This is a genomic window from Roseinatronobacter monicus, from assembly GCF_006716865.1.
Classification (GTDB): domain Bacteria; phylum Pseudomonadota; class Alphaproteobacteria; order Rhodobacterales; family Rhodobacteraceae; genus Roseinatronobacter; species Roseinatronobacter monicus.
On record NZ_VFPT01000001.1, the window covers coordinates 2,533,403 to 2,560,018 of the forward strand.

At 61.1% G+C, this 26,616-nt stretch carries 23 protein-coding genes and 1 other annotated feature; of the genes, 9 read left to right on the top strand and 14 right to left on the bottom strand.

The window, feature by feature from the left end:
• Nucleotides 1-71: 71 nt before the first annotated feature.
• Nucleotides 72-890 carry an outer membrane protein gene (locus BD293_RS12120; RefSeq protein WP_170207126.1) on the bottom strand — a complete coding sequence of 273 codons (819 nt, stop codon included), beginning with the start codon at nt 888-890 and terminating at the stop codon, nt 72-74.
• A 263-nt stretch (nt 891-1,153) separates the two neighbouring features.
• Between BD293_RS12120 and BD293_RS12125 the strand changes: the two genes are divergently transcribed.
• The 4 genes from BD293_RS12125 (at nt 1,154) to BD293_RS12140 (ending at nt 6,868) form a co-directional block, all read left to right on the top strand.
• Nucleotides 1,154-2,437 carry an IS4 family transposase gene (locus tag BD293_RS12125; protein ID WP_142079747.1) on the top strand — a complete coding sequence of 428 codons (1,284 nt, stop codon included), beginning with the start codon at nt 1,154-1,156 and terminating at the stop codon, nt 2,435-2,437.
• 268 nt (nt 2,438-2,705) lie between these two features.
• Nucleotides 2,706-2,761: a sequence feature (sul1 is cis-regulatory element that is thought to sense ions involved in sulfur or methionine metabolism; They are found in Alphaproteobacteria), on the top strand.
• A 64-nt stretch (nt 2,762-2,825) separates the two neighbouring features.
• Nucleotides 2,826-4,316 (top strand): SulP family inorganic anion transporter, encoded by a 1,491-nt coding sequence (locus tag BD293_RS12130; protein ID WP_142082084.1) that lies wholly within the window; start codon nt 2,826-2,828, stop codon nt 4,314-4,316.
• A gap of 14 nt (nt 4,317-4,330) precedes the next feature.
• Nucleotides 4,331-5,194, top strand: a complete 864-nt coding sequence (locus tag BD293_RS12135; protein WP_142082085.1) for a universal stress protein — start codon at nt 4,331-4,333, stop codon at nt 5,192-5,194.
• A gap of 444 nt (nt 5,195-5,638) precedes the next feature.
• Complete coding sequence (locus BD293_RS12140; protein WP_246086287.1) at nt 5,639-6,868, top strand: MFS transporter; 1,230 nt, start codon at nt 5,639-5,641, stop codon at nt 6,866-6,868.
• Nucleotides 6,869-6,917: 49 nt separating this feature from the next.
• Here BD293_RS12140 and arsB read toward each other — a convergent pair whose 3' ends face one another.
• The 5 genes from arsB to mnmC2 all read right to left on the bottom strand — a co-directional run bounded on the left by arsB (nt 6,918) and on the right by mnmC2 (nt 12,381).
• Nucleotides 6,918-7,994: an ACR3 family arsenite efflux transporter gene (gene arsB / locus BD293_RS12145; protein ID WP_142082089.1), complete on the bottom strand. Its 1,077-nt coding sequence runs from the start codon at nt 7,992-7,994 to the stop codon at nt 6,918-6,920.
• A 127-nt stretch (nt 7,995-8,121) separates the two neighbouring features.
• The gene (locus BD293_RS12150) at nt 8,122-8,997 is read right to left on the bottom strand and encodes a lysophospholipid acyltransferase family protein (protein ID WP_142082091.1); all 876 of its coding nucleotides are present in this window, start codon (nt 8,995-8,997) and stop codon (nt 8,122-8,124) included.
• Between the two features lie 281 nt (nt 8,998-9,278).
• Nucleotides 9,279-10,781 (bottom strand): fused MFS/spermidine synthase, encoded by a 1,503-nt coding sequence (locus BD293_RS12155; protein WP_142082093.1) that lies wholly within the window; start codon nt 10,779-10,781, stop codon nt 9,279-9,281.
• A 77-nt stretch (nt 10,782-10,858) separates the two neighbouring features.
• A complete protein-coding gene (locus BD293_RS12160) occupies nt 10,859-11,728 on the bottom strand; it encodes a DMT family transporter (protein ID WP_142082095.1) in 870 nt (289 codons plus the stop codon).
• Entirely contained in the window at nt 11,725-12,381 is a 657-nt protein-coding gene (gene mnmC2, locus BD293_RS12165) for a tRNA (5-methylaminomethyl-2-thiouridine)(34)-methyltransferase MnmC2 (protein ID WP_142082097.1), read from the bottom strand. Before mnmC2 ends, BD293_RS12160 begins: the two co-directional genes overlap by 4 nt.
• A 52-nt stretch (nt 12,382-12,433) precedes the next feature.
• On the opposite strand from mnmC2, the gene BD293_RS12170 reads away from it, so the two are divergent.
• Nucleotides 12,434-13,474 (top strand): NAD(P)/FAD-dependent oxidoreductase, encoded by a 1,041-nt coding sequence (locus BD293_RS12170; protein WP_142082099.1) that lies wholly within the window; start codon nt 12,434-12,436, stop codon nt 13,472-13,474.
• 9 nt (nt 13,475-13,483) lie between these two features.
• Here BD293_RS12170 and BD293_RS12175 read toward each other — a convergent pair whose 3' ends face one another.
• A complete protein-coding gene (locus BD293_RS12175) occupies nt 13,484-14,848 on the bottom strand; it encodes a cytochrome P450 (RefSeq protein ID WP_142082101.1) in 1,365 nt (454 codons plus the stop codon).
• Nucleotides 14,845-16,089, bottom strand: coding sequence for a hypothetical protein (locus tag BD293_RS12180; RefSeq protein ID WP_142082103.1), 1,245 nt, complete (start codon nt 16,087-16,089; stop codon nt 14,845-14,847). The genes BD293_RS12175 and BD293_RS12180 overlap by 4 nt, the downstream gene beginning before the upstream one ends.
• Before the next feature lie 230 nt (nt 16,090-16,319).
• Between BD293_RS12180 and BD293_RS12185 the strand changes: the two genes are divergently transcribed.
• Nucleotides 16,320-16,577 carry a hypothetical protein gene (locus BD293_RS12185; protein WP_142082105.1) on the top strand — a complete coding sequence of 86 codons (258 nt, stop codon included), beginning with the start codon at nt 16,320-16,322 and terminating at the stop codon, nt 16,575-16,577.
• A 244-nt stretch (nt 16,578-16,821) separates the two neighbouring features.
• On the top strand, nt 16,822-17,967 hold the full coding sequence (locus tag BD293_RS12190) for a cation diffusion facilitator family transporter (RefSeq protein ID WP_142082107.1): 1,146 nt from the start codon (nt 16,822-16,824) through the stop codon (nt 17,965-17,967).
• 31 nt (nt 17,968-17,998) lie between these two features.
• On the opposite strand, the gene BD293_RS12195 is transcribed toward BD293_RS12190, so the two are convergent.
• Nucleotides 17,999-19,420 (bottom strand): ferredoxin reductase family protein, encoded by a 1,422-nt coding sequence (locus BD293_RS12195; protein ID WP_246086288.1) that lies wholly within the window; start codon nt 19,418-19,420, stop codon nt 17,999-18,001.
• A gap of 190 nt (nt 19,421-19,610) precedes the next feature.
• On the opposite strand from BD293_RS12195, the gene BD293_RS22945 reads away from it, so the two are divergent.
• Both BD293_RS22945 and BD293_RS22950 read left to right on the top strand, forming a co-directional pair.
• Nucleotides 19,611-20,108: a hypothetical protein gene (locus tag BD293_RS22945; protein ID WP_211841019.1), complete on the top strand. Its 498-nt coding sequence runs from the start codon at nt 19,611-19,613 to the stop codon at nt 20,106-20,108.
• Nucleotides 20,109-20,126: 18 nt separating this feature from the next.
• A complete protein-coding gene (locus BD293_RS22950; RefSeq protein ID WP_211841020.1) occupies nt 20,127-20,699 on the top strand; it encodes a hypothetical protein in 573 nt (190 codons plus the stop codon).
• Nucleotides 20,700-20,765: 66 nt separating this feature from the next.
• On the opposite strand, the gene BD293_RS12205 is transcribed toward BD293_RS22950, so the two are convergent.
• From BD293_RS12205 to kdsB, 5 genes are all read right to left on the bottom strand, one after another.
• Nucleotides 20,766-21,980, bottom strand: coding sequence for an efflux RND transporter periplasmic adaptor subunit (locus BD293_RS12205; RefSeq protein WP_142082110.1), 1,215 nt, complete (start codon nt 21,978-21,980; stop codon nt 20,766-20,768).
• A gap of 13 nt (nt 21,981-21,993) precedes the next feature.
• Nucleotides 21,994-24,333, bottom strand: a complete 2,340-nt coding sequence (locus BD293_RS12210) for an ABC transporter permease (RefSeq protein ID WP_246086289.1) — start codon at nt 24,331-24,333, stop codon at nt 21,994-21,996.
• Nucleotides 24,334-24,350: 17 nt separating this feature from the next.
• Nucleotides 24,351-25,070 carry an ABC transporter ATP-binding protein gene (locus BD293_RS12215; RefSeq protein WP_142084550.1) on the bottom strand — a complete coding sequence of 240 codons (720 nt, stop codon included), beginning with the start codon at nt 25,068-25,070 and terminating at the stop codon, nt 24,351-24,353.
• Nucleotides 25,071-25,215: 145 nt separating this feature from the next.
• The gene (locus BD293_RS12220; RefSeq protein ID WP_142082114.1) at nt 25,216-25,845 is read right to left on the bottom strand and encodes an HAD family hydrolase; all 630 of its coding nucleotides are present in this window, start codon (nt 25,843-25,845) and stop codon (nt 25,216-25,218) included.
• Nucleotides 25,842-26,606, bottom strand: coding sequence for a 3-deoxy-manno-octulosonate cytidylyltransferase (gene kdsB / locus BD293_RS12225; RefSeq protein WP_170207127.1), 765 nt, complete (start codon nt 26,604-26,606; stop codon nt 25,842-25,844). Before kdsB ends, BD293_RS12220 begins: the two co-directional genes overlap by 4 nt.
• Nucleotides 26,607-26,616 lie beyond the last annotated feature (10 nt).

Here is a 26,616-nt window from a genome sequence, read left to right on the forward strand (position 1 = left end):
AACAAAGTTGGGCCGCCTGTTCTGTCAGGCGGCCCATCTGAATTTTCGCGCGGCAAGACGGCCATTTCGTCTTAGAAGCGGAAGTTCACACCCATACTAACCGTATGAAGCCCCTTGCCCTTCACGTCCCAGTCATTTCCGCCTGAAGATACCGAAAAGGACGTTCCGACATCATGGAAATTATACTCCGCGAAAACCGAGATACTCTCGGTCAAAAGATGCTCGGCCCCAAGGCCGACATTCACACCTGTTCCGGTCGAACTGCCGTTGGCATCTGGAAGTTCGACCTCAAGTTTCGCGCGCGACAACCCCAAACGGCCATAGAGCAGCGTGTTGCCATCATTGATCAACGGCCCGCCGCGCACGGCAACAGACATCAGGTTGGAGTAGCTTGCATTAGCATTGATGTTGGATGGCGAGATTTCTGATTGAACATCCTCCCTACCCTCCAGAGACGCGGGTCGTGGGCCATCTGGTTCCGTCAGTTCGGCTGAAATCGAGTCAGACCCTGAAATCTTGCCCAAGGTGCCCTCAATCAGGCCGCCAAAGACGAAATTCCCGCGTTGCACATCATAGCCCAATCGCGCGGAACCAATGAAGCCCGATACACTTGGGTTGAATGATTGGTTGGTTGAGCTGGGGTCTTCCACGAAGAGCATAATTTCTGACTCATTTCTTGAAATATCCGTGCTGCTGACCCCTCGACCATAGCCAACCCCAAGCCCGCCATAAAACCCTGTCCATGTCATGGGCTGCGTCATCGGCGCTGGGGGTGTGACAACCACAGGTTCTATCTCTCCCATTTTCCCACCTGCCAAAACCGTGGTGGGCAAGGCCAGTGCAATTACGAGCGCTGTGCCTGACAGATAGGTTCTGTGTGAATTTGTCATGTCTCTCTCCATTTCGGAAATCCTCCCTCTCACAGGCACAGCCTAAGGTTGTGTCCGAGCGGTTGCCCCCCCTAAATGAAGCTAAGGGATGCACACATCTTTGGCTGTGCGCTCCGGTTTTCGGCACTTGACCGTTTTTGTTGCGCATGATTCGATCGCTCTACCTAAAGTGGGAGGGCGTCTGTGGTGACTTCGGAAGGCTGGAGGCTGGGTGATTTCGGAGACGAACGCCTGGCAAAAAGGGGGGTCTGCTGCTCGCAGCAATGGTGGCGCGCACGAGCACCTGTCTTCGGCGTCTGGCGGGTGGCCGCCGCAGTGGGATTGTCGGATTTTCGCGCTTTCTGGCCAATCCGCGCGTGACGGCTGAGGCGGTGATTGAAGGCTGGGGAGCGGAGCTTTCGCAAGCCTGCGCGGGGCGGCATATTCTTGCGATTCAGGACAGCAGCGACTTCAATTTCTCGACAACCAAAGAGCGCAGTCGCGGACTGGGTGCAATCGGCAAGGGGTCTGGGCGCGGTGTTTTGCTCCACGCGATGCTGGGTGTGGATGCCGAGACGGGTGGCATTCTGGGTTTGGCCGCGGGCCGGATATGGACACGCGATGGCCGCGTAAGTGTTCCCCACCGGGCCCGCCCCCTGTCCGAGAAGGAATCGCATCGGTGGCTGAGCACGGCAGAGGCTGCCAAGACAGTTCTGGCCCAGGCGCATATGGTGACTGAAATCGGCGATCGCGAGAGCGATATCTATGAGAAATGGGCACGATTGCCGGAGCCGGGCTTTCACATCCTGACCCGTGCCATGACGGATCGCTCAATCCTGGAAGGTGGCGGCAAGCTGTCCTCTGCCCCGCTGAAATTGGCAGGTACGGCACAAGTGGCGATGCGCGCACGCCCAGGGCGCCCGGCGCGCACCGCCAGACTTGAGGCCCGATTTGGCCCCGTTACGATCAAGCGTCCTGCCAATCTGGCCAGACAGCCGGGGCTGGCCGAGACGGTGGAGGTCAGCCTGATCGAAGTCAGCGAGGTGAATGCGCCACCGGGCGCCGAGCCCATCTCATGGCGGCTTTTGACCACTCACAAGGTCGAGGATGCGGACATGGCCTGGCGCGCGGTAAGCTGGTACCGGCAACGCTGGCATATCGAACAATTCTTCCGCACCCTGAAGCAACAGGGGTTGCAACTGGAGGACAGCCAACTGGAAAATGCCGAGCGGTTGATCAAGCTGACCGCGATTGCCGCCCGCGCGGCCTGCACCATCATGCAACTCGTTCAGGCGCGCGATGGCAAGTCCGGGCAAGACGCCAAAATCGCCTTCTCATCCTCCGAAATCCAGACCCTTCATGCTCTCCTGCCCGAACTCGAAGGCAAGACCGCGCTCCAGAAAAACCCTCACCCGCCGGAAACACTTGCCTGGGCCGCGTGGATCATCGCCAAGCTCGGCGGATGGGACGGCTACCCAAAATCCAAACCGCCAGGGCCAATTACATTCCGACATGGCCTACAATACTTCAAATCCGTCTCACACGGATGGAAACTCAGAAATGTGTGAATCGCCTAGCTAAATGAAGGGGTTTTGAAAAGTTCCTTGCGCGAGGCGAACTCTTTTCAGTGTCAGATGACGGCTAAGGCTGACCGCAAGGGTACGGCGCAGGGCGCGTGTTAGGTGCCGCATATTGTTCCTGCCAGCACGCTCAGCAATCACGGCAACATCGGCCCAGAAATGTTGCAATACTGGATTACTTCGCTGCGCTGCGGCGGCATTTGCGGTTTTCGAGTTGCGCAAGATGTATCTTTTCGCGTAAGACGCGCGCAGATCGCATGGACCCGGTGCAAGCCCGGGTGGCTCTTTCGGCCGCTGATCCGCCGAATAACCTGAATAAACACCATGATAACCCGGCACGCTGCCTTTCAGACGATGCCGGACGGCAACCTATGACATGATTTCAATTGATGCTTACCGCGAACAGTGGTTTGGCAACGTGCGCGGCGATTTGATTGCCGGGCTTGTCGTCGCACTCGCACTGATCCCCGAGGCGATTGCCTTTTCCATTATCGCAGGCGTGGACCCGAAAGTCGGTCTGTATGCCAGTTTTTCCATCGCGGTGCTGATTGCGTTCACGGGTGGCAGGCCCGGTATGATTTCGGCGGCAACTGCCGCGACGGCAGTGCTGATGGTGACGCTGGTGCGCGATCACGGGCTGGAATATCTGTTGGCCGCCACTGTGCTGGCGGGTCTGTTGCAGATCGGCGCGGGCATTCTGAAGCTGGGCTTCATCATGCGCTATGTGTCGAAATCGGTGATGACCGGCTTCGTTAATGCGTTGGCCATCCTGATCTTTCTGGCGCAATTGCCCGAACTCGACCCGCGCGAAGTGTCCTGGATCACCTATGTTCTGGTTGCCGCAGGGCTTGGCATCATCTACGGGCTGCCCATGCTGACCAAGGCGATCCCGTCGCCGCTGGTGACCATTGTGGTGCTGACGATTGTGGCGATTGTGTTGGGGCTGGATGTGCGCACCGTGGGCGACATGGGCGAATTGCCCGACACGCTGCCAGTGTTTCTGATCCCGAATATCCCGCTGACTTTCGAGACACTGATGATCATCCTGCCCTATTCCATGGCCATCGCGGTTGTGGGCCTGCTCGAAAGCCTAATGACGCAAAATATCGTCGATGACCTGACCGACACGCAGTCTGACCGCAATCAGGAGTGCATTGGGCAGGGAATTTCCAACACCGCAACAGGCTTTATCGGCGGTATGGCGGGCTGCGCGATGATCGGGCAGTCGATCATCAACGTCAAATCCGGCGGGCGGGGGCGCTTGTCGTGTTTCGCAGCGGGCATGTATCTGCTGTTCCTGATCCTTGTGTTAGGTGATCTGGTCAAACAGATCCCAATGGCCGCGTTGGTGGCGGTGATGATCATGGTGTCCATCGGCACATTCTCTTGGTCGTCGATCAAGGCGCTCAAGGTGCATCCGCGCTCCAGCTCCATCGTGATGATCGCGACCGTTGTGACGGTTGTTTACACCCATAACCTTGCGATTGGTGTGCTGGTGGGTGTGCTGTTGTCGGGCATTTTCTTTGCGGGCAAAATCGCGCAGCTGTTCACCATGCGCAGTACGATTTCCAAAGACGGGCGCGAGCGCACCTATATCGTCGAGGGGCAGTTGTTCTATGGCTCGGTCGAGGATTTCATGGAGGCGTTCGACTTCAAGGAAGCGCTGGACAAAGTCATCATTGATGTCAGCCGCGCGCATATCTGGGATATCTCTTCCGTTCAGGCGCTGGACATGGCAATCCTGAAGTTCCGCCGTGACGGGGCCGAAGTCGAAGTGATCGGCATGAATGAGGCGACCGAAACCATCGTTGACAAGCTTGCCATTCATGACAAGCCGGGCGCGATGGACAAGCTGATGTCGCATTGAAGGGGGACAGGAACATGACTGACCAACCACAGAAAATCGTGGCCCTTGTTGACGGGTCCGTCTACTCGGCCAGCGTGTGCGAGAATGCCGCGTGGATCTCGCAACGGACCGAGGCACCGGTGGAGTTGATCCATGTGCTTGGCCGCCGCGAGGCACCCGAGAAGCGCGACTTGTCAGGCGCGATCAAACTGGGCGCGCGCTCGGCATTGTTGCAGGAACTGGCCGACCTTGACGCGCAACGCGCCAAACTGATCAGTCACCGGGGCCGCGCCATTCTGGAAGATGCGCGCGCCATTCTCGACAAGGCAGGGATCAATGAGATCACCACCCGCCTGCGGCAGGGCGACATTGTCGAGGCAATTGGCGAGATCGAGGCTGACGCGCGCGTCATCATGATCGGCAAACGTGGCGAGGCGGCGGATTTCGCCAAGGGCCATCTTGGCTCTAATCTGGAGCGGATTATTCGCGCCAGCACCAAACCTGTTTTTGTGGCCGCGCGCGCGTTCAAGCCCATTGAAAAGGTGTTGGTGGCCTATGATGGCGGTGTCTCTGCAATGAAGGCCGTGGATCATATCGCCCGCAGCCCGCTGTTTCAGGGGCTTTTGGTGCATGTTGTCACTGTTGGAACAGCGACAGCAGAGGTCAAGAAAGGGCTGGAAGATGCAAAAGCTCTGCTGAAGGCAGCGGGGCTGGAGGCCGAAACCTCGATTATTCCGGGCCAGCCGGAAACCGCCCTTGGCAAGCTGATTGACGAGTCGCAATTCGACATGCTGGTCATGGGCGCATACGGCCACTCACGCATTCGCACCCTCATCATCGGATCAACCACAACCGCGATGATCCGGTCGTGCAAAGTGCCGGTCGTTTTGTTGCGCTGACACCTGCACGGTGCAAAGTCTGGTGCCCGGTTCCGCAACCGGGGCCAGCGCATCATCTGCTCTTGGCGCTGCGGCATCCGGCGTTGCGGCGTCGCGGATGGCCAGCCAGATGCGTGCCTTCTCCAAACTTTCAGATTTCAGGCACTCATTCTCGAACTGCGCAACACCTATGCGCGACCACAGCTTTCGAGCATGAGCGTTGATGTAGCCTTGTCACCCACATCATGTTCTGAATTACTGCACATATGAACAAATCGGCAGACCCAAAAACCGAGCAAGACACGCGCGACAGGTGCCATGCAAGCCTATGTCAATGCAAATCTGGCTTGTTTGTGGGGTTTGGCAACATCACCGGCCTGCCCCGGCTCAACTATGATCCAGTGCCGATGTGCTGCATCGTCTGTGCGCGATAGGTCATCACCCATGGAAACCTTGCCACGATTCTTGCGGAACAATGCCTCCTGGTTGGCAGCGGGTTTCCTTCTGACCTTTGCGTCAAGTTTCGGACAGACCTTTTTCATCGCAGTTTTCGCAGGCGAAATCCGGGCGGCCTATGGTCTGACACATGGGGGCTGGGGGACGATCTATGCCGTGGCCACCGCCGCCTCGGCAGCCGTGATGATCTGGGCCGGAAGCCTGACAGACCGGTTCCGCATCCGCTATATCGGCGTGACAATCCTTGCGGGGCTTGCGCTTTCTGCGGCTGCAATGTCTTGGATCGGGGGCGTTTGGGCGCTTGCGCTGTGCATTTTTCTGCTGCGCTTGTTCGGACAGGGCCTGATGGGGCATTGCGCGATGGTCGCTATGGCGCGCTGGTTCGTCGCGCGGCGCGGGCGCGCTGTGTCCATTGCCGGGCTTGGTGTGGCCTCGGGCGAGGCCCTGTTGCCCATCGTCTTTGTTGCATTGATGGGGTTTATCGACTGGCGGCTGTTATGGCTGGTCGCCGCAACGGGGCTGTTGCTGCTGATCCCTGTGCTATGGGCGCTTTTGCGAAAAGAGCGCACGCCGCAATTTCATTCGCAAGCGGATGGCGGTTCCGGCATGGCAGGCCGGATGTGGACGCGCGCCGAAGTGTTCCGCCACCCAGTGCTTTGGCTGATGCTGCCTGCCCTGATGGGGCCTGCCGCGTGGAATACGGCATTCTTCTTTCAGCAAGTGCCGTTGGCCGAGGCAAAGGGCTGGGCGCATGTCAGTCTGGTGTCCTTGTTTCCGATTTTCACAGCCACAAGCGTCACCTTCATGCTGCTGGCCGGTGGTATCGTGGACCGCATCGGCAGCCGCAGGCTTGCGGGCTTTTACCTGCTGCCGCTGGTGCTGGGCTATACGGTGTTTGCCCTTGCGCAAACGCTCATTTGGGGGGCGGTTGGCATCGTGCTGCTGGGCATGGGCACAGGGTTGCATGCGATGATGATGGGAACGTTCTGGGCCGAAGCCTTTGGCACCCGCCATCTTGGGGCCATCCGCGCCATGATTGGCGCTTTCATGGTGCTGGGCACAGCGATTGGCCCTGCGCTGACGGGGGTGCTCATCGACGCCGGCTTCGATTTTCCATCGCAGAGTTTCGGCATCGCGGCCTATTTTGCCTGTGCCGCATTTCTGGCGGGCATGGCCGGGCGCAAGGTGGATGCAGATTTGTCTATCCGCGACGATCAGCACAGCACCTCGCACGAGTAAGACGACCCTTGCAAGGCGCATTGGCACTTCTGCGAGGTGCCTAGGTCCTCTAGCTCTGCGCTTTCGTTCTGGCTTTGCGGATGGGCGTTTCCTCGAGAGGAAACCAGTGGCAGGTGCGGTTGGCGAACCACACCAGCGACAGCATCACCGGCACTTCAACCAGCACGCCGACCACAGTGACCAGCGCGGCGATCGAGTTCAGGCCGAACAGGCCAATCGCCACCGCCACTGCCAGCTCAAAGAAATTCGACGTGCCGATCATAGCGCAGGGGGCCGCAACCTTATGCGGCACGCGCCATGCTTTCGCGGCCCAATAGGCGACCGCGAACATGCCGTAAGACTGGATCAACAGCGGAATGGCGATCAGCACGATGATCAGGGGGCGGTCAAGGATCACCTCGCCCTGAAAGCCGAACAGCAGCACGACCGTGGCCAGCAACCCGATGATCGAAAAGGGTTTCACCCGCGTCGTGAACACAGCCACTGTCGCCTCGCCCGTCGCCACATTCCGCGCGCCGCGTGTCAGATAAAGCCGCGTGATCACGCCCGCCGTCAGGGGCACCACGATATACAGCACCACCGACAGCACCAGTGTTTCCCATGGCACCGTAATATCCGTCACACCCAGCAGCAGCGCCACGATCGGCGCGAAGGCGAAAATCATGATCACATCGTTCAGCGATACTTGCACCAGCGTATAGTTCGGATCCCCCTCGGTCAGTTGCGACCACACGAACACCATCGCTGTGCAGGGGGCCGCGCCCAGCAGGATCATGCCTGCGATATACTGGCCTGCGGTGCCCGGCTCGATGAAGGGGGCAAAGACATATTCGAAAAACAGGACACCCAAAGCGGCCATGGTGAAGGGTTTGATCAGCCAGTTGACGGTCAGTGTGATGATCAACCCCTTAGGGCGCTCATGCACGCGCCTGAGCGAGGTGAAATCCACCCCCACCATCATCGGATAAACCATGAACCAGATCAGCACTGCGACCACGAAATTGATCGAGCCATACTCAAGGCTTGCAAGAAAGTTCACGAGTGCAGGCGCGATCTGGCCAAGCCCCAGCCCCGCAACTATGGCAAGGGCAACCCAGACCGAAAGGTAGCGTTCAAAGATGGGCATGTTGGTGTCTTCCTTCAGTGTTCAGGCAAGTGCCATCTGCGGGTTAACCAAGGTGCAACGGGCCGTTCATGAAAGGGTACAAAACCTCTGACCCGTCGAGATTGCAGCACAAAACGGCAGGCACCAGTCACACATTGCCCCAACGCCTGAGCATCCAGTACCACTGTTCGGGGTTTTCCATGATGCGCGCGGAAAGACTGTCATTAAAAGCACGGGTCATCGTAACCTCGTCAGTATGCGGGATGGGGGCCTCGAACTCCACACGAAATGTGTTCCCGTCATCCCTCCGGATACCATAAGCCGGAATCATCGGCAGATCGTATTTCAGGGCGAGTTGCGCCGCCGACAGCGAGGTCAGCGCATCATGCCCAAGAAACGGCAACCGGATACCCTCGGCGAATTTTTCATCCAGCAAGATTGACACAATACCGCCCCCCCGCAGATTCCGCACAAGGGCGCGCGTGCCGACACGCCCGGTCGCCAGAATCGGTGTGCCCCCGGCTTCGATGCCGGTGCGTATCCGGCGCTCGTAATGGCGGTTCTTGTTGGGGCGATACACCGCTCCGCTTTCCAGCCCATGCATCTTGACAACAGCGCGGACAGCTTCCCATTGCCCGAAATGGCCAGAGACAATGATGACCCCTTTGCCTTTTGCCTGCGCGTCTTTCATTGCGTCAAGGCCGGGGCCAGAGCCATTGAATTTGTGGTGTTGGGTCTGAAATTCGGCATCGTGATAGATCTCGAACAGCGTGCGCCCCATCTGCCTGCCCATCTCCTGCCCCAGCCTCAGGCGGTCGCTGCGCGTCATTTCGGGGAAAACCCGACTGACTTCGCGGTCAAAGCGGCGTCTTGCTGGCGGGAACCAGCGCATGATGATGCCAAATGTCGTCCCCAAGCTGCGAGAGCGCGACTCGAACGAACGCCACCTGACAACCGTCAGCGCCGACCATAACGGAAGGTATCTTACGTGATGCAATGCAGATTTCAGAGAAGATAGAAGCATGCCGCTGTATGATCGGAATACGCGAGAGAGCCAATCTAAAATATTGTGAAATGTTGCATTGGGGCGGACATATCTAACACCGTGACATTTGGGGCGGGCTGCGCGTGAGATGCCATGCTGCAAGACCACAGTGGCGGCCAGCTACCCTAGGATCAGGCGGCAATACATCCCGTCAGATTCAGGGCCAGTGACGGGGGTGGCGCAAACCATCTGGCCCGCAGTTATGTATCCTCAAAGGGTCGCTCCACAGCGGGACCAAACTGACCGCCCAAGCCGCCACGTCACCCCCCGCGCCCCAAAAGCCGGTCAATAGGTGCGAAATCGTCTGTCAGGACAATCGCCTTGCGGTCGTCAATGATCCCTTGCAGCGACGAGGCCGCGATGCGAACCGCCTGACGCGGCTCTGGCCCGTCATGGCGGATCTGGCTGACCGGGGACGGGCTGTTGCCTGCCACCATCAGAAACACGCGCCGCGCCTCGGTGTTGTCATGGCTGGGATCGGCCCAGATTTCGACCACATCAAACACCTTGCGCGCGGTCACGGTCAGGGAGGCCAGAACATCCAACCGGTCCATATGGTCGATAATCGTCATCAGGAATGCGCCATCAGGGTTCAACCGTGACGCCGCCAGATCAAAGAACTCGCGCGTGATCAGATGCGGTGGGGCCGCGATATCGGTAAAGGCATCGCCCAGGATCAGGTCATAGCTGGTATCTTCGCGCGCCAGAACAATCCGCGCATCGGCATGGACAACCCGCGCGCTGTCGGGGTCGAACCAAAAGCTGTCAGCCGCCACTTGCGTCACGGCGGGGTCGACCTCGGCCACGGTGACATCCACCGGCTCGCCCATCTCGACCCATGCGCGGGGCACCGTATAAGTGCCGCCCCCGATGATGAACCCGTCCCAATGGTCGCGCCCTTCCATGCGCATGCGCGATAGCCCGTCTTGCATCATGCCATGCGGGGTCAGCATCGCGCTTGCCTCCACCCCGTCCGAGATACCATGCACCAAGTGGTCCAGCACCATCAGCCGCACAGGTTCCGCCGCGCTTGGGGAAATATCAACCACGCGGATGCAGAAATAATTGCTTTCATATGTGCAGGGATCAGGGCGATAGAATGCGGCAGCAGCCAGAACCAATGGCACCAACGACGCGACAGCCCCATGAACCAACCAGCGGCTGACCCCGTTCGCGGCCATGAAACTGTAAAAGGCGACTGCGATATACACCACCGTCACAACGGTCAGTGTGCCCACCGATCCCAGCCAAGAGATGAACACAAACCCCGCCGCCAGCGTGCCGATGATCGCCCCCCAAGCGCCCGCAGCAAACATCGCGCCCAGCGCGCGGCCAGAGCGTTCGGGGTGACGCTGCACTGCAATCTGCGACAGGATCGGGGCCGGAATACCCGCGAAGAACGAGGGCAGAAAGAACACCAGCATGGTCAGTGCGACTATCGCGGCCACCGGGTCCTCCAGCACAGTAATGACCGGCCCTGCCGTGATGCGCAGCAAGAACACCGCGCCGCCTGTTGTCGCCGCCGCCAGCAGCATGGCCCAGGCATTCGCGCGCAACGCGCGGTCAGCGGGCCATTCAGCCAGACGCCCGCCAACCCAATGGCCTGCCGAGAACCCCGCCAGCACCACCGCGATCACCGATGTCCAAGTATAAAGCGACATGCCCACATAGGGTGCCAGCATTCGTCCGGCCACGATTTCCACCACCAGCGAAGCCGCCGCAACCGTCGCCTGTATGGCAACCAGAACCCATAATCTGTGCATATTATATTCCTGTCTCTTCCCTCAGGCTACAGCTTAGGCTGTGGGCTTATATGGTGCAATCCGAATATATGAAGACCTCATGCCTTGCTGACCCGCGTGCGCCACAGTGTGAACAGACCGGCACCGACAACGACCCCCGCGCCGATCAGAACATTGGTGCGAATAGCCTCGCTAAAGATCAGCACCCCCAGTGCTGCCGCGAAGGGCAGTTGCAAATAGGCGAAAGGTTGTACCGTACTGGCCTCGGCCACCTCATAGGCGCGGATCAGCAGGAAATGGCTGAACGCAGAGGTGACGCAGAGCAGTCCCATCCACAGCCAGTCGCCTTGGGCCATCGGTTCCCAGAACCAGATGCCGATCAGGGTCATGGTCACAGCCCCTGCGGTGCCGGTCCAGAAGAAGCTGACAGCGGCGCTGTCATCGCGTGCGACATAGCGGGTCAACAACCCATAAAGCGCGAACATGGACGCTGCCAGTAAGGGGATCAGCGCGGCGGGCTGGAATACCCCAAACCCCGGTTGCAGGATAATCAGCACCCCCACAAACCCGATGCCAATCGCCACCCAGCGCCGCCAGCCCACTTTCTCCCCCAGCACAGGGCCGGACAGCGCCGCGATCAGCAGCGGATAGACCGCAAACACCGCGTGGCTTTCGACCAGCCCCAGAACCACGAAGGCCGTGACCATGACGCAAACTTCCAGCGCCAGCAAAATACCGCGAAACGCCTGTACGAAGGGCTGTTTTGTCGCCGCTGCCTTGCGGATACCGCCTGCCTTGCGCGCGGCGACCACGATCACGAAACTGGCAAAGAACCAGTAGCGGATCATGATAATCATCAGCACATTGTATTCGCCCGCCAGATGGCGCGACAACCCGTCCTGCATGGCAAAGACAAAAGCGGTGGCGATCATCAACCAGATGCCAAGTGTGTTGTTCTGCTCGGTCATGGTTTGCGCCCAGTGCTCATGTGCCGCTTGCGTCCGTATCCAGCACTGCGCTGCACGGTGAATCCTGCCGCCTCCAACGCGCGGCGCACATGGCCTGCGGCGGTATAGGTGGCGAATGTGCCGCCCGGTGCCGTGTGGCGGCCCACCTCTGCCATCAAACCCTCTGACCACAGTTCAGGGTTCTTGGCAGGTGAAAATCCATCCAGATACCACGCATCCGCCAGCCCATCCCATGCAGGCAAGGTGTCGCGCGCATCGCCGACAATGATGTCCACCGCGACCTTGCCCAAAGTGAAACGCCGCGCGCCCTGCCCCCAAGCGTCCAGCAGGGGTGCCGCCTCCAGCATTGGAAACACAGCAAGGGCGCGGGCCATGTCGGCGTGCGCCATCGGAAACGCCTCGAAACTCGTGTAGCGGATCGGCCCGCGCGCGCCCAACGCGTCCAGCGTGGCCAACAGGTTCAAACCTGTGCCAAATCCCAGCTCTGCAATATGAAACCCCGGCGCGGCGCGTTCAGGCAATCCGTTGCCGCGCAAGAACACATGGCGCGTTTCCTCCAGCCCGCTCTCGAGCGAGAAATACGGGTCATCAAAACGGGTCGAGAGGGGAATGTCCCCCCCTCTCCAGGCAAGTTCTGCGTGCTGGTCGTTCATGCCGGTCTGCTTTATGTCACATGTTCAGCAGTCATGCAGAGCGCGAAGGAAAATGACAATGGCCGATGTGACGATCATGGGCGCGGGCGTGTTCGGGTTGGCATTGGCGCTGGTCTGCGCACGTCGTGGCGCGCGCGTTCATGTCATTGAGAAGCGACATATCGGTGCGGGGTCTAGCGGTGGGCTGGTAGGGGCCTTGGCCCCGCATGTTCCAGAAAACTGGAATAGTAAAAAAGCATTTCAGTTTGACGCATTGCGCGGGGCCGAAAGCTTCTGGGGGCGCGCGGCCACCCTGTCAGGCATTGATCCCGGATATGCGCGGCTGGGGCGGGTGCAGCCTGTCACCGATGGTGCGCTGGCGCTGGCGCAAACCCGCGCGGGCAACGCCACTGATCTGTGGCAAGGCTTTGCCACATGGCAGGTGATCCGCGCACAGGATGCGCCCGGCTTGCCGCTGGTCAGCCCGTCCGGCTGGGTGATCCATGACACGCTGAGTGCAAGGCTGCATCCACGGCGTGCAGGGCAAGCATTGGCGGGGGCCGTGCAGGCGCTGGGGGGCAAGATCAGCTATGGTGCTGCGCCGCCCAAAGATGGCCCAACAATCTGGGCAACGGGCTATGAAGGATTGCACGACCTGTCAGCCGACCTTGGCCGCCCCATCGGGTCAGGCGTCAAGGGGCAGTCCATCCTGCTGCGTCATGCCAGCCCAGATGCGCCGCAAATATTTGCCGACGGGCTGCATATCGTGCCCCATGCGGATGGAACAGTTGCGATTGGCTCTACCAGCGAGCGCGACTTTGCCGACCCTGCCAGCGTGGATGCGCAATGCGACACGCTGCTGGCGCGCGCCCGCGCCACCTGCCCCGCCTTGCAAGATGCCCCCGTGATCGAGGCTTGGGCCGGTGTGCGCCCACGCGCAAAAAGCCGCGCCCCCCTGTTGGGGGCATGGCCGGGGCGGGCGGGGCATTTTGTCTTCAATGGCGGCTTCAAGATCGGGTTTGCGATGGCACCGGTTCTGGCAGAGTGCATGGCCGATCTGGTGCTGGACGGGCGCGACACGATCCCCGAGGGGTTCGGGTTCAGCGCCGTGTGACGCATACATTCAGCGTGCGCGCACATCCAGCCAGATGCCATCGCGGGCGCGCACGGTCATTTGCGCCATCGGCACCGGCACGCGCCCCGCAACTGCGCGAAACTCGAAATCACACAGCACTCGCGCGAGGATAAGCACCGCTTCGGCCATGGCGAACCCCGCGCCCGGACACACACGCGCCCCTACCGAAAAGGGCAGGTACCCATCGCGTGCGCAGGCTTTGGTGTCACCCTGCTGCCAGCGCTGGGGTCGGAAATCATGCGGATCACTCCAGATATTTTCATTTCGCCCCATATGCCAGAGAGAGACGACAACCTGCGTGCCCTTACCCAGTTTGCGGCCACGAAACTCCTCTGGCTGGGCCGCTTCGCGCACCAACATTGGTACAGGCGGATACAGGCGCAGCGCTTCGCGGAATGTATCGCGGATCAGGGGAAAGCGGCGCAGAACCCCGAAATCAGGGGCCGTCCCCTGATCCAGATAGGGGCGCAGGGCTTGCGCTTCCTCGGCCAGTTGCGCCTGCCATTCCGGGTGGGTCGCAATAAGATACAAGCACCATGCCAGTGCAGACGCACTGGTTTCATGCCCCGCCAGAAAGAAGATCGCCACCTGATCGACCATTTCATCGGTGTCGAACACATCGCCTGTGACCGGATCGCGGGTGGTCATGATCTTGGTGGCCAGATCATCCGGGGCCGTGCCTGCCTTGATCGCATCCATCCGCGCTTGCGTCATCATGGTAATCAGGCGGCGAATATGGGCCGCCGTATCGCGCGTCTTGCGCGAGAAAAGGCGCGGCATCAGTTTGGGCATACGCAACAGGGCGGCAAGATTCAGGATTGGGGCAGAGCGCTGATGCGCGCGGAATGTTTCATAAACCTGCTTTGCCGCGTCATCCTCGATCGGCACCGAAAACAGGGTGCGGAAGATCACATCTGCGGCGGCATGACTCATAACGGCCTCGATCTCGGTTTGGCCGGGATACAGGCGCGCGGATGCGGCCTGTGCTGCGTCCCACATGGCGGGGAAGGTGTCGCGCAAACGCCCGCCCTCAAAAGCAGGGTCGATCATGCGGCGCTGGCGTTCCCATGTTGCACCATTGGTGACAAAGACCGAATTGCCCAGCAAGGGCCGCAACCCTTCGCGCACCCGCTCTGATTTCGGGAAATCGCGCGGGCGGTCCTGCAACACCAAGCGCACCAGTTTCGGGGTGTTGACCATGACCGAATGCAGGAAGGGCAGCTTCACTTCTGCCATTTTCGCCCTGTACAGGCGCGCAGGCTGCGTCGACAGAATATCGCGCCGGAACATGGCCAGATGTTGCCAGAACGGAACGCGGTCGGGGCGGTGGTCAGGCATGGGGGGGCGGGTCATGACAGATGCTGGCTTTCAGGCAAATAGCAGGCATGGCTGACACTGGCCGAGGGTTTGCGGTCCCTGAAACGTTCGGCCAAGGCCAATGGGCCGGCGGTAATCAGGAAATAATCGTAATCCTTTGGCGCATCAAAGGCGCACAGATACTGGAAATGCAGCCGGAAATAGCGGCGTTTGTATTTGCGGTAGGTTTGCGGCGTCAGGCTTTGGGTAAAGGCCGCCGAAATCATCAGCGGCCAGCGCTTGCCCGTCGCAGGTGCCGCACCAGAGCATGACACCGGATCGCACAGCGCATAGCAGCAGCCATCGCCCGGCGCGGTGACATCCAGCCAGAACAACTCGTCGCGCTGGGACAGATAGCGCAAATCCTCGCGCAACTCCTGTGCGTCTGGCAGGTAGGATTGCATCGGCACCGCATGACCCAACGACAAAAAGGCCAGCTTGCGCCCCTGCGCTGCATGGCCCGCACGGATGACCCGCGCCAGAACAGACACGCCCAGATGCACCCCTGAGGAGTGGCCGACGACCAGCACCTCATCCACTGCATCATCCAGCAGCGCAGCCCCGATTAACGCAACAAATTCATCCAGCCGCGCTTCGAGTTCCGGCGGGTTGCGGCCCCTGTGCTTGGCGGTAAAGGCGAAATCCAGCAGCAGGTAATGCACAAAAAAGCGCCCATCAATCTTGCGAAACCCTTGTAGAATGGGTGGGACAACACCAAGGCCCAGCAGATAGCCCAGCCATGCCGGTATCAGCGCCGACAGCCCCCAACCCACCAATAGCGCCGCCGCGACAGCAATAAGCAGTTGCGCCACCAGCATGACCACCGGATACATGGCCGCAATGCCGGGGCCAGCACGCAGCCGGAACAGCCGGAACAACACCCCCGTCGACAGATAGACCCACGCCGTTTTCACCAACAGCACATAGGTCGCAAAAACCCCGGCCTGCATCGAATCCTTCACGATGTCGGACCATTCGAGAATGTTAACCTCGCTCTCGGCCGTCAGCCCGTCCACTTCGGCGGTGACGACCCAGCCATAGGGGCCTGCGCCTGTCTTCGGGCGTTGCGCGATCTGATAGCCCGAGATCCGCGCCTGATCGGTGGACTCGCAGCGATACAACTCGCGGTATCGGCGCGGTGGGAACGGATCATAGCCGGGAATGTAGAAGACATGCCGCCGCGACACGCGCGCGGGCGCGGCATCGCTGGTCTGATCTGAAATTTGCACGGTCTGCATGGCCCTGCCCTGTTCAAGTGTTCCGACTCTAGCGACAAAATCGGGCAAGAATAAGCCTGCCGCGAAGAAGTTTTGGCGTTGGGTGAAATGCCCCCGCTTGGCCTGACCGACGCCTTTGCAACATGCAGTCAATGTCTGACATTCGCGTCACCAGAGCGGTTCTTTTGTTTGCCCAACTGCGCAACTGGGTTAGGTTCTGCCACGTACGCGCAACATCGAAAGGACGGGACATGAAAAACTCTGCATTGCACCGCGCAGGCCGCGCCGCGCTCAGCCTGCACCGCACAGGTTTGCTGGTGCCAGCCGCCGGATTGGCGGTCATGAGTGTGTCTGCCTATGCGATGGTGACAGTGGCCCATGCCTTCCCTGAAATGGCACTCAACCCGGATGGTGTCGGCCAATGCAACCCGTTTGAGGGCGATTTCGGCTGTGGCCATGGCTTTGGCTGTGCGTGCCACATGCTTCCGCTGCCCGAAACGCAGGCCTGACAGTAATTTCCGACAGACCCGCGCTTGCCAAGCCCGCCCTGTATGCGCGCCCGACCGGTCGGGCGCGCCCTTGTGTAAATTCCGACGCGTGCAATTGTGCCACGTCTGGACCGCGCAGCATATATAGGGCTGGCGCAAGCGTGTTCTAATTGGATAGATGTGACCCTATTCTGCGCGCCTTCTATATGTGGGGTGCCCGTCGCGGGCAAACGCCCCCCCGTGCCGCAGTCAAGGAGATCGCATCATGTCTGCGCCCCCAGAACTCACAAATAAGGATGATCTGCGCGACAAGCGCCGGGCGGCTTGGGCTGGCGTTGCGCTAAATGCGCCGCTTGCAGCGGGCAAGATCCTTGTGGGGCTGGCGGCGCAAAGTCAGGCGCTGGTGGCCGACGGGGTGCATTCGCTGTCGGATCTGGCCTCGGACGCCGCCGTGATCTGGGCGCTGGGGCATTCCCATCGCCCGCCAGATACGGAACACCCGTTCGGTCATGGCCGCTTCGAGACATTGGCCACGCTCGCCATTGCCGCCATGCTCGCACTAGCTGCCATCGGCATATTGATCGACGCGGGCCTGCGCCTGATTGATCCGCCGACCACTGCGCCGGCGGTGTGGGCGCTGTGGGTGGCGGGCCTGTCGATTGCGTTGAAAGAGGCGCTTTATCACTACACCAAGGCCGTCGCACGACGCACCGGATCGGCGATGATGGCGGCAAATGCTTGGCATCACCGCTCGGACGCGGCCTCCTCCGTGGTGGCGCTGGCGGGTATTGGCGCGGCGATGCTGGGCTGGCCCTTGGCCGATGCGCTGGGGGCAGCAATCATCGCGCTGATGCTGGGGCGCGTGGCCTGGGTTTACGGACGCCCCGCAGTGCGGGAGTTGGCCGATACCGCCCCACCTGCGGATATGTCGCGCGCGATCCTGTCGGCACTGACCGCCACACCCGGCCTGCGCGACGCCCATGACCTGCGCCTGCGCCATATGGGCGGGGCGGTGCAGGCCGATGTCCATGTGGCCCTTGATCCGGCGATGACCTTGTCCGAGGCACACCGCCTGTGCGAGGCCGCGCGTGCAACAGTGCTGGCGCAAGTGCCTGAAGTGACTGAGATCATCATCCACCCCGAACCTGACGGCCATGCCGATGGCCGCGCCGCCCATGACGCGGCCTTGCGCCCCGAATTGCAGGCGCAGGTGCGCGATTGTCTGGAAGGGATCGTGCCCGCAGGTGCCATCCGGCATCTGCGGCTGGACTACCGCGATGAGGGTGTGATTGCCGTAGTGGAACTGAGTGAAACACCCATTGACGGAGCGCAAACCCGCGTCGCCTTCCGCCTGCGCCAGCACACAGGCGATCTGGCCGAAATACGCCTGCTCTGGGCACCCGCCATATAACATAGACCATGCCACGCACAGGGCGCGGCGGTCACGGTGCCAATGCGAAACCGCCGACAACAAGCGCCAGCCCAGCGCCAATGCCCACAAAGCCCCATCTGCGTTGCCGGTCCAGCCGCGACGCCCCGCCCGAATAATCGAACCGCTCGTAGATCACCTTGTCTTTCGGCACGCCCAGATCGAGCAACGCATCCGACACGGCTGTGACCATTGGACCGGGGCCACAGATCAGGGCGACGGCCCGATGTGGGTCAAGCCCTTCCAGCAACGTGCCCAAGCGGTCATGGGTCAGGCGTCCGACATGCCCGCGCCAGCCTTCGGCATCTTCTTCGCTGACCAGCATGACCTGAAGGTCCAGCGCGCGGGCGGCGGCGTTGATTTCGGGCAGGCAGGCGAAATTGGCAGGCACCCCCGCCGCATAGGCCAGACGCACAGGCCTTGGGTCGTTGCGGGCCACCAGATCGCGCAACAGCCCCATGATCGGTGCAATGCCGACCCCGCCCGCCAGCAGCAAAACGCTGTCGCCCTGATGCCGGGCCAGCGTGAATTCGCCGTAAGGGCCGTCGATGCCAATAACTGTGCCGGGTGGCAGATCACCAATCTGGTTGGTGAAATCGCCCGCTTCCTTGATAATCAGGCTTAGCCCCGGCCGCTTTGGGCTGTCGGCGATGGAAAACGGGTGATCGAACAGCGGAAAACGGTGCTTGCCCTCGGTCATCCAGACGAATTGCCCTGCGGTATAGGGCGGCGCGGGGGTGTCTTTTGCAGGCTGTATGTCCAACTCCCACATTCGGTCAGCCAGCTTGGTGACCGACGCCAGCGTCCAGACATGCCTGTGCAGCATGATCCAGCGCCAGCCATAAAGCACCGCCATCACCGCGATCACGGCTATTGCCAAAACCCACCACAGCGCATTAACCGCGCCCATCGCACTAAACCTGCCGGTCCCCAGCGCATGGTGCACCCCGCCCCCCACAGCGGTCAGGCCAAGCACGATATGCGTGGCGCGCCAGATCTCGTAGCGCCACGGCAACTGGTCGCGCAGGATTGAGGTGATAACCAGCGCCAGCAACGCCGCCAGCGCCACGACACCGGTGCGGTAATGCGGCAAGCTCAGATAGGCCAGCAGCCGCTCGGTCCCCAGTGCAGGATCGTCAAGCCATGTCGGCGCGACATAGGCGAGCGGGTGCAAGATCAGCGCGATCAGAACCCACCATGCGGCGATTTTGTGAAATGCCATGATCTTGTCGATGCCAAGATGGCCCGAGATAGCCTCGAAACGACCCGAGGTGACGAACTGGATTGCCATTGCGACAAGACCCACCATTCCCAATGCCGCAGCCGCGCGTTCCCATATATCCAGCGGGGCCACGCTGACCCCGAAGGCAAGCACCGGCGGCAACAGGCATAGCCCGATATATGTGGCGCCAAATGCCGGTCCTGACAAACGCATCGGGTGCTTCGGTTGCGGGTCAGGCGCGGGTCGTGGCTGATTTTGCATCTGCTTTTCCCCCTTTTATGGCTGCACACAGCCCTACACCCCAAGCAAAGCCATTGCCTTGACACGGGTCAATGCGCAAAAATGTGCCTCGTGCATACTGTATAAGTGACCACTCGCACGCAAGCACCACGGAGGAGACCTGATGCCCCTGTCCCGGATGTCCCAAATGATCGCCGCTTTTGCAGCCCTTGTCAGCTTCGCGGTGCCCGCTGTGGCCTATGACCCGTCGAATTTGGCGCGCCTGACCGAAGAATGGCTGGCAGCACCGCATGGCGATTACAAATCGCCCTCCTTCACCTATTGGAACGAAGAGGGCGAGGTGCCCGTTGACTGTGCCGCGTGCCATTCGCAAACCGGCTTCATCGACTATCTTGGCGCAGATGGCAGCACGCCCGGCGAGGTGAACCATCCCGCCGCGATCAATGCGCCGATTGGCTGTGCGTCCTGCCATACCTCTGCGGCACATGCACTGGACAGCGTGCCCTTTCCATCGGGCGTCGTCGTGGATGGGCTAAGCGCATCCGCCACCTGTTCGGTGTGCCATCAGGGCCGCCAGTCCGGCGACAATGTGACAAGCGCGACCGAAGGCATGGGCGAGGATACCGTTTCCTCTGATCTGGCGTTTCTGAATGTGCATTAAGGGGTCGCCGCCGCCGTTATGCACGGCTCTGAGGTTCGGGGCGGCTTTCAATACCCCGGCAAGACCTATGCGGGGCGGTTCGCGCATATGCCAAGCGCCAATACCTGTGTGGCCTGCCATGACGTCCATAGCACCGAAGTGGAAACCGATGGCTGCGTCGCCTGTCATCGCGGGGTCGAGGATATCCGCGACATTCGCACCCGCCATCTAGATTTTGATGGCGATGGCCAGATCTCTGGCGGCATTCATACCGAGATCGTCGGCCTGCAAGAGCAGCTTTATGCGGCCCTGCAAACCTATGCGGCCGAAGTCGCCGACGCGCCCATTGGATATGCGACCGGCACCTTCCCCTATTTCTTCAACGACATCAATGCAGACGGCCAGATCAGCCCGGACGAGGCAGCCTTTCCCAACCGCTACCAAAGCTGGACACCGCGCCTGCTAAAAGCCGCGTATAACTATCAGGTATCGAAGAAAGATGCTGGCGCATATGTCCATAATCCAGCCTATATGTTGCAACTGCTCTATGACAGTCTGGAAAGCCTGTCCGAGCAAGTGGACCTTGGAATGTCAGACCTGCGGCGGCCCTGACACCGGCGCGCGGCAGGTTTCGATCCAGCCGAAGCGTTTCGTGCCTGCGCGGGACGTAACGGCCCCTTACGCACCTTCCCGTGCAACGATGCTGGCACCGTCGGTCAACGCACTGGCGGGGTACAGCACCACCTGTGCCCCCGCGCTCAGACCCTCCAGAACCTCTGCCTGACCGGCGGCCTGACGCCCGATGCTGACAGAGCGCAGGCGGGCATTGCCCCCCTCCGCGGTAAAAACAGCCCACCCCTCGCCGTGGCGGAACAGGGCGGATTGCGGCACTTGCAACACGTCATCCGCGTCCCACAGGATCAGCCGGACATGGACACGGAACCCTTCACCCAGACCGGGGCGGCCCTCGGGCGGGGTCAGCAGGTCCAGCCGCAGCCGCACGCGCTGCTCCTCAATCCCCAAGGCAGAGACGCGGGTGAAGGCCGCAGGCTCGATCCGGCGCAGTTGCGCTTCCAACGCGCCGGTCCCACCCCAACGCTCAACCAGCGCATGGGCACCGGGCGGCACCTGCACGGCATCGGCTGACAGCAGGTCCAGCTCGATCTCCATCTCGTCCAGATTGCCGATGGTCAGAAGCGGGCTGCCAGCCTGAACCAGCCGCGCGCTCATGTCGGACACCGCCAGCACGATACCGGTCTGCGGTGCCAGAATGCGCACACAGCATTCGCCCGGATCAGCGTTGGGGTCGAACAGGGCCTGCGGCCCCATCATCTGTGCCTGCGCACGGATCAGCGTGGCGCGGTTCAGGTCCAACTGGGACTGGGCCGCGACCAAGGCCTGCTGCGCAGTCTGATACTCGGCCTCTATATCTTCGAGCATACGCTGCGCAATCGTGCCCCGCGCGGCCAGTGCGCGCGCACGTTCAAGCTGGGTTCCAGCATGTGCAAGACCGGTCTCGGCCTGACGCAGATTGCTTTCAGCCAATGCGACAGCGGCCTGCGCCTCGGCCACGGTGGCCTCGGCCTGCGCGCGCGAGCGGGCATCCATCAGCGCCGGATCAGCGGGCTGGATCACTGCCACCACCGTCTCCGCCGCAACCACCGCGTCACCCACCTCGACCGGCGAGCGGGTGGCCGTGCCGGTAATCGGGGCGGCAATGGCATAGGGCGCGCGCACGCGGGTCACACCCTGCGCCGCAATCGTGCCCTGCATCGGCCCATGTGTGACCGTGGCCAGATCAACCGGTTGCGGCTGTGGCCAGAGCGCCCAGACCAGTGCCGCCACCAGCCCTACCCCAACCGCCCCCAGTCCAAGCTTGCGCATCATGCCCATTGCGTTGCCTCCTTCACTCTCGCGCTTTCAGCGCTGTCGCCAGATCCACACGGTCCAGCCGCCGCCGCACCATCAACACCGAGCCGAGCGCTGCCAGAAAAACCGCTAATGCCGCCAAAGCGAATGTCCGGCGGGTAATGTAAAACGGGATCTGGAACATGTCGGTCGACATCGCGCCGACCAGCCCCACGGCCAGCCAATAGCCCGCCACCCAACCCAGCGGAATGGCCAGCAATGTCAGCAGCATCATCTCGCCCACCAGCACATAACCGACTTCGGCCCGGCTAAAGCCCAGAACGCGCAGACTGGCCAATTCATAGCTGCGTTCCGACAACTGGATGCGGGCCGCGTTATAGACCACACCAACGGCGATCAGCACCCCGATCACTGTGTATATCCCCACCATTGTCAGCAGGTTCTCACTCAGCGTCGCGTCAAACTGGCGTCGTACCTCGGCCCAATCGGACAGGCCCGCGACCGCTGGCGTTTCCTTGATCGCGGCATTCAGATCTGCCATCCGGTCAGATTGCACGCCTAGATGGATCATGTTGACTTGCGGCGCAATATCCATCGCCGCAAACAGGGCCACCGCCGAGATATGGGCCTCCTGCCCCATGCCTTGCGCAATGATATCTGTGACCGGCAGGTTCAGCACCGCGCGCGGCGGGGCCAGCATTTCCAGCCGCAAAACCTCGCCCACGCGGATATCCAACGCGCGCGCCAGCATTTCGGGCAGCACCAGCCCTGCTGGTCCCGGCTCTACCACGCGGCCCGCGTCATCGACCAGCCGCGCAAGTTCCGCGCCTGCAAAGTGGCCCTGTAGCGCGGTCAGCCGGTTGCGATGTCCATTCACGGCCCGCACCGGCATGGCATAGGCCCCCTCTGCGTGAAGCACACCGGGCTGGCTCAGCGCATCCTGCACGGCGGCATCAGGCCGCGCGCGGTCCAGCATGAGTGTGACCTGCTGGCGATTGGCCTGCTGGAACACGCTGTCGGCCAACCGGTCAACGGCATCGAACATGAAATAACTCATCACCAGCACCCCGACCGAGGCCGACACCCCGAACAGCGTAATCGCCGCCCGCCCCGGCCAGCGCAGGATCGAGCGGAAGATCATCATCGTGGTCTGCCGAAGCTTGAGCGCGGCCAACCACCGGTCGGCGCGGCCTCGCGCGAAACTTGGGGGTGCGGGGGGCTGCATCGCTTCAGCCGGGGGCAGTTTTAGCGATGACCAGATTGCGCGCATCCCCCCAAGAACCACGGTCGCCATTCCCAACAGCGCCGAGATCACCAAGGCCTGCGTTCCCCAGTCACGGATGATAAACGGGAAGCGAAAGAAATCGCCGTAAAGCCCGATCATCGCATCGGCGATCCACCAGCCGAAAACCCATCCCGCCACGACCCCGATCACCCCGATCAGAAGCGCGAGCTTCAGGTAATGTCCCGCAATCTCGCGCCGCCCGTAGCCCAGCGCCTTCATCAGCCCGATCTGCGCGCGCTCCATGGCGATCAGCCGTCCCAGAACCATATTGACCAGAAAGGCCGCGACAATCAGGAAAATCGGGGGCATGAAAGCGGCCATAGCGCCAAGTTGCTGCAACTCGCCATCGAGAAAGGCATGCGATACCTGCTGGTCGCGCCCATGTGCGCCCGTGCCGCCATACGGGTCCAGCAAGCTGTCCAGCGCTGCGATGACCGCGCGTTCATCCGCGCCGCGCGTCAGGCGCAGGGATACCTCGTTCACAGCGCCCGCCATGTCCATCGCCGCCGCAGCGGCAGGTTCGGTCATCCAGATCAGGCCAAAGCGCCGGTCATCGGGCATCATGGCACCCGGTGGCATGGTGTAGATAAATTCAGGGCTGAGCACCCAGCCTGTGACAATCAGATCGCGCAAATGGCCATTCAGCACCCCGCGGAAGCGACTGCCGGGGGTCAGCCCGTGTATCTCGGCAAAGGGTTCTGACAGCGCCACCTCATCGGGTTGGTCGGGGTCCGGCAGACGACCCCGGCGGACCAGCGGCAGGTTCAGCCCCGGTCCGGCGGCGGGCAGCGACAGGATACGTCCGGTGGCAGGTTCGGCCATGCCATCAATGTCCAGCACGGCCTGAAAGCCGATCCGCCCTTCGACCTGCGCAACACCGGGGATCAGGCTTGCGGCTTGCACCACATCGGCAGGCGCGCGAGTGGCACCTGCAAACACATCCGCAAAGCGATGCCGCTCGTAATAGGCGGCCTGTGTCTGGATAAGCGTTGTCTGAGTCGCCTGCGCCCCGACCAGCACCATGACCCCGCAGCCCAGCACCAGTGCAATGGCCAGCGTTTGCGCCCAGATCCGGCGCAGATCGCGCAGCATCTTCCTGTCCAGCGCCCTCACCAACTAACCTCCGAAGGCAGGACGCGGTCGGCGTTGACCTCATCACGGATGACGCGGCCATCAGCCAGCACCACCACCCGGTGCGCGATACGCTGGATGCTGGCGTTGTGGGTGATCAGCACTGTGGCCGTGCCCAGATCGCGGTTGACTTCATGCAGTGCGTCGAGCACCTGAATGCCGGTCTTGCTGTCCAGCGCGCCCGTCGGCTCGTCACACAAAAGCACATCGGGGCGCTTGGCAATGGCGCGGGCTATGGCCACGCGCTGTTGCTCGCCCCCTGACAACTCTGCCGGGAAATGGTCCAGCCGGTGCGCAAGGCCGACACGGTCGAGCGCTTCTTCCGGCGTCATCGGATCGCGGGCGATTTCGGTCACCAGCGCCACGTTTTCGCGCGCGGTCAGACTGGGAACAAGGTTATAGAACTGAAAGACAAACCCCACATGGTCGCGCCGGAAGGCCGTCAGTTGGCGGTCGGTCGCCTGCGTCAAATCCCGGTCACGAAAAAACACCTGCCCGCCCGAAGGCAGATCAAGGCCGCCCAAGATATTCACCAGTGTCGATTTGCCCGACCCTGACGCGCCCAGAAGTACCACCATCTCGCCTTCGGCCAAGGACAGATCGACACCGCGCAAGGCCCAAACCTCGACCGCGCCGGTCCGGTACACCCGGGTCACGCCTTCCGCCCGAAAGACCGGCAAGATATGTGTGTCACGCATCATGCGGGCAGTTTATCATATGCAGGCGAGAACCGCTTGATCTGCATCAAGCCACTGGCACGCAACTCAGGGCAAAGTGCGTATTTTCGTCGTAATGTTGGCCAGACCTGCAAGCGCGGCAGGCCTTCGACTTGCAACAGGCGGTTCAGGACAGGATATCTGCAATCGCCGCAAGCGTGGGCACACGTTCGACCCGATTGAGCAGATTTGTCGGCATCCGGTTGCGGCCCTCATTCTCGAACAGAATAAACTGCATTCCCGCATTCAAGGCGAATTGAAGGTCAAAAACCATATCGCCGACATAGAGTATTTCCTCAGGCCGCAGCTTGGTCTCGGCACATAGCATAAGCGCTGATTGCGGGTCCGGCTTGCCTTTTGCAACTTCATTGGCACAGATCAGCGTGTCGACATCAATATTCAATTCCTCAAGCAAAGGCGCGGCATTGCTGCTGGGCTTGGATGTGATGATCGACACCCCAAGCCCGCGCTGGCGGCACTTGCGCAGCAGGTCATCTGCGCCGTCGATCTTGCGGATCTTGTCCTGTCGGGTCCGCGTGCCTTCGAAATACAGCTCTGCCAACTCGTTGCGGTAGCTCGTCAGGCCAATGGTGGCGAGGATGGTATCAAAGGGCAGCCCGACGTAGCGGCGATAACTCTCAAAACCGCAGGTGATGCCCAGTTTGCGGGTCGCCTCCTCCCACGACTGCCGCATGACCCCGAAGGAATCTACCAGCGTTCCATCAAGGTCGAAGGACACATGCCTGATTGCGGTCATGCTGGCACCTCATATGCAAAATTTTCTTTGAAAAGCGGGTCGCGCTCCATCATCCGGCAGGCCAGACGGTAATCTTCTGGGGTGTCCACCGAGAGGCTCGCGCCTTCTTGCGGAAAGGTTCCGACCGGCTCGCCCAGTTCGATCAGGCGCATCAGTTCGATGCGCTCGATATTCTCCAGCGCGGTTGGCTTGCTGGCGGCAAATGCCCGCAAGCCTGTCAACCGAAAGCCAATCACGCTCAGGTGCTTTTTCAACGGCTGGCGCACCGCGCCGAAATGGCAGGGGATATCGCTGCGCGAGAAGTATATGACACGATCGCCGCTTGCGACGATCTTGACGCGGTTGATATTGTCGTATTCGTCCATCAACTGATAGGGCACGACGCAGCGATAGGCGCTGTTGGCCACGAAATCAGCGACCTGCTCGATATAGTCTGGCTGCACAAAAGGCTCGTCGCCCTGCACATCAATGATGATATCCGCCTCATCCAAGCCCAAGGTTTCACTGGCTTCGGCAATGCGCTCGGTGCCGTTGACATGGCTTTGGCGGGTCAGGCACACCCCGATACCGTAGCGTTCGCAGGCCAGCAGTATCTCGATTGAATCGGTGCAGACAACAACCTGATCAATGCGCGGCGACAGCATGGCGCGGCGGGCAACATGAACGATCATCGGCAATCCGCAAATATCCAAAAGCGGTTTTCCGGGCAGGCGGGAACTTTCCATCCGGGCCGGAATCAAGGCAATAATTCGGTCGGTCATCGTGTCATTC

Bases quoted from the DNA above. Each gene is read 5' to 3' on its own strand.
- BD293_RS12120 (WP_170207126.1), bottom strand. From the start codon at position 890: ATGACAAATTCACACAGAACCTATCTGTCAGGCACAGCGCTCGTAATT.
- BD293_RS12125 (WP_142079747.1), top strand. From the start codon at position 1,154: ATGGTGGCGCGCACGAGCACCTGTCTTCGGCGTCTGGCGGGTGGCCGC.
- BD293_RS12130 (WP_142082084.1), top strand. From the start codon at position 2,826: ATGATTTCAATTGATGCTTACCGCGAACAGTGGTTTGGCAACGTGCGC.
- BD293_RS12135 (WP_142082085.1), top strand. From the start codon at position 4,331: ATGACTGACCAACCACAGAAAATCGTGGCCCTTGTTGACGGGTCCGTC.
- arsB (WP_142082089.1), bottom strand. From the start codon at position 7,994: ATGCCCATCTTTGAACGCTACCTTTCGGTCTGGGTTGCCCTTGCCATA.
- BD293_RS12150 (WP_142082091.1), bottom strand. From the start codon at position 8,997: ATGCTTCTATCTTCTCTGAAATCTGCATTGCATCACGTAAGATACCTT.
- BD293_RS12155 (WP_142082093.1), bottom strand. From the start codon at position 10,781: ATGCACAGATTATGGGTTCTGGTTGCCATACAGGCGACGGTTGCGGCG.
- BD293_RS12160 (WP_142082095.1), bottom strand. From the start codon at position 11,728: ATGACCGAGCAGAACAACACACTTGGCATCTGGTTGATGATCGCCACC.
- mnmC2 (WP_142082097.1), bottom strand. From the start codon at position 12,381: ATGAACGACCAGCACGCAGAACTTGCCTGGAGAGGGGGGGACATTCCC.
- BD293_RS12170 (WP_142082099.1), top strand. From the start codon at position 12,434: ATGACAATGGCCGATGTGACGATCATGGGCGCGGGCGTGTTCGGGTTG.
- BD293_RS12175 (WP_142082101.1), bottom strand. From the start codon at position 14,848: ATGACCCGCCCCCCCATGCCTGACCACCGCCCCGACCGCGTTCCGTTC.
- BD293_RS12180 (WP_142082103.1), bottom strand. From the start codon at position 16,089: ATGCAGACCGTGCAAATTTCAGATCAGACCAGCGATGCCGCGCCCGCG.
- BD293_RS12185 (WP_142082105.1), top strand. From the start codon at position 16,320: ATGAAAAACTCTGCATTGCACCGCGCAGGCCGCGCCGCGCTCAGCCTG.
- BD293_RS12190 (WP_142082107.1), top strand. From the start codon at position 16,822: ATGTCTGCGCCCCCAGAACTCACAAATAAGGATGATCTGCGCGACAAG.
- BD293_RS12195 (WP_246086288.1), bottom strand. From the start codon at position 19,420: ATGCGTTTGTCAGGACCGGCATTTGGCGCCACATATATCGGGCTATGC.
- BD293_RS22945 (WP_211841019.1), top strand. From the start codon at position 19,611: ATGCCCCTGTCCCGGATGTCCCAAATGATCGCCGCTTTTGCAGCCCTT.
- BD293_RS22950 (WP_211841020.1), top strand. From the start codon at position 20,127: ATGCACGGCTCTGAGGTTCGGGGCGGCTTTCAATACCCCGGCAAGACC.
- BD293_RS12205 (WP_142082110.1), bottom strand. From the start codon at position 21,980: ATGGGCATGATGCGCAAGCTTGGACTGGGGGCGGTTGGGGTAGGGCTG.
- BD293_RS12210 (WP_246086289.1), bottom strand. From the start codon at position 24,333: ATGCTGCGCGATCTGCGCCGGATCTGGGCGCAAACGCTGGCCATTGCA.
- BD293_RS12215 (WP_142084550.1), bottom strand. From the start codon at position 25,070: ATGCGTGACACACATATCTTGCCGGTCTTTCGGGCGGAAGGCGTGACC.
- BD293_RS12220 (WP_142082114.1), bottom strand. From the start codon at position 25,845: ATGACCGCAATCAGGCATGTGTCCTTCGACCTTGATGGAACGCTGGTA.
- kdsB (WP_170207127.1), bottom strand. From the start codon at position 26,606: ATGACCGACCGAATTATTGCCTTGATTCCGGCCCGGATGGAAAGTTCC.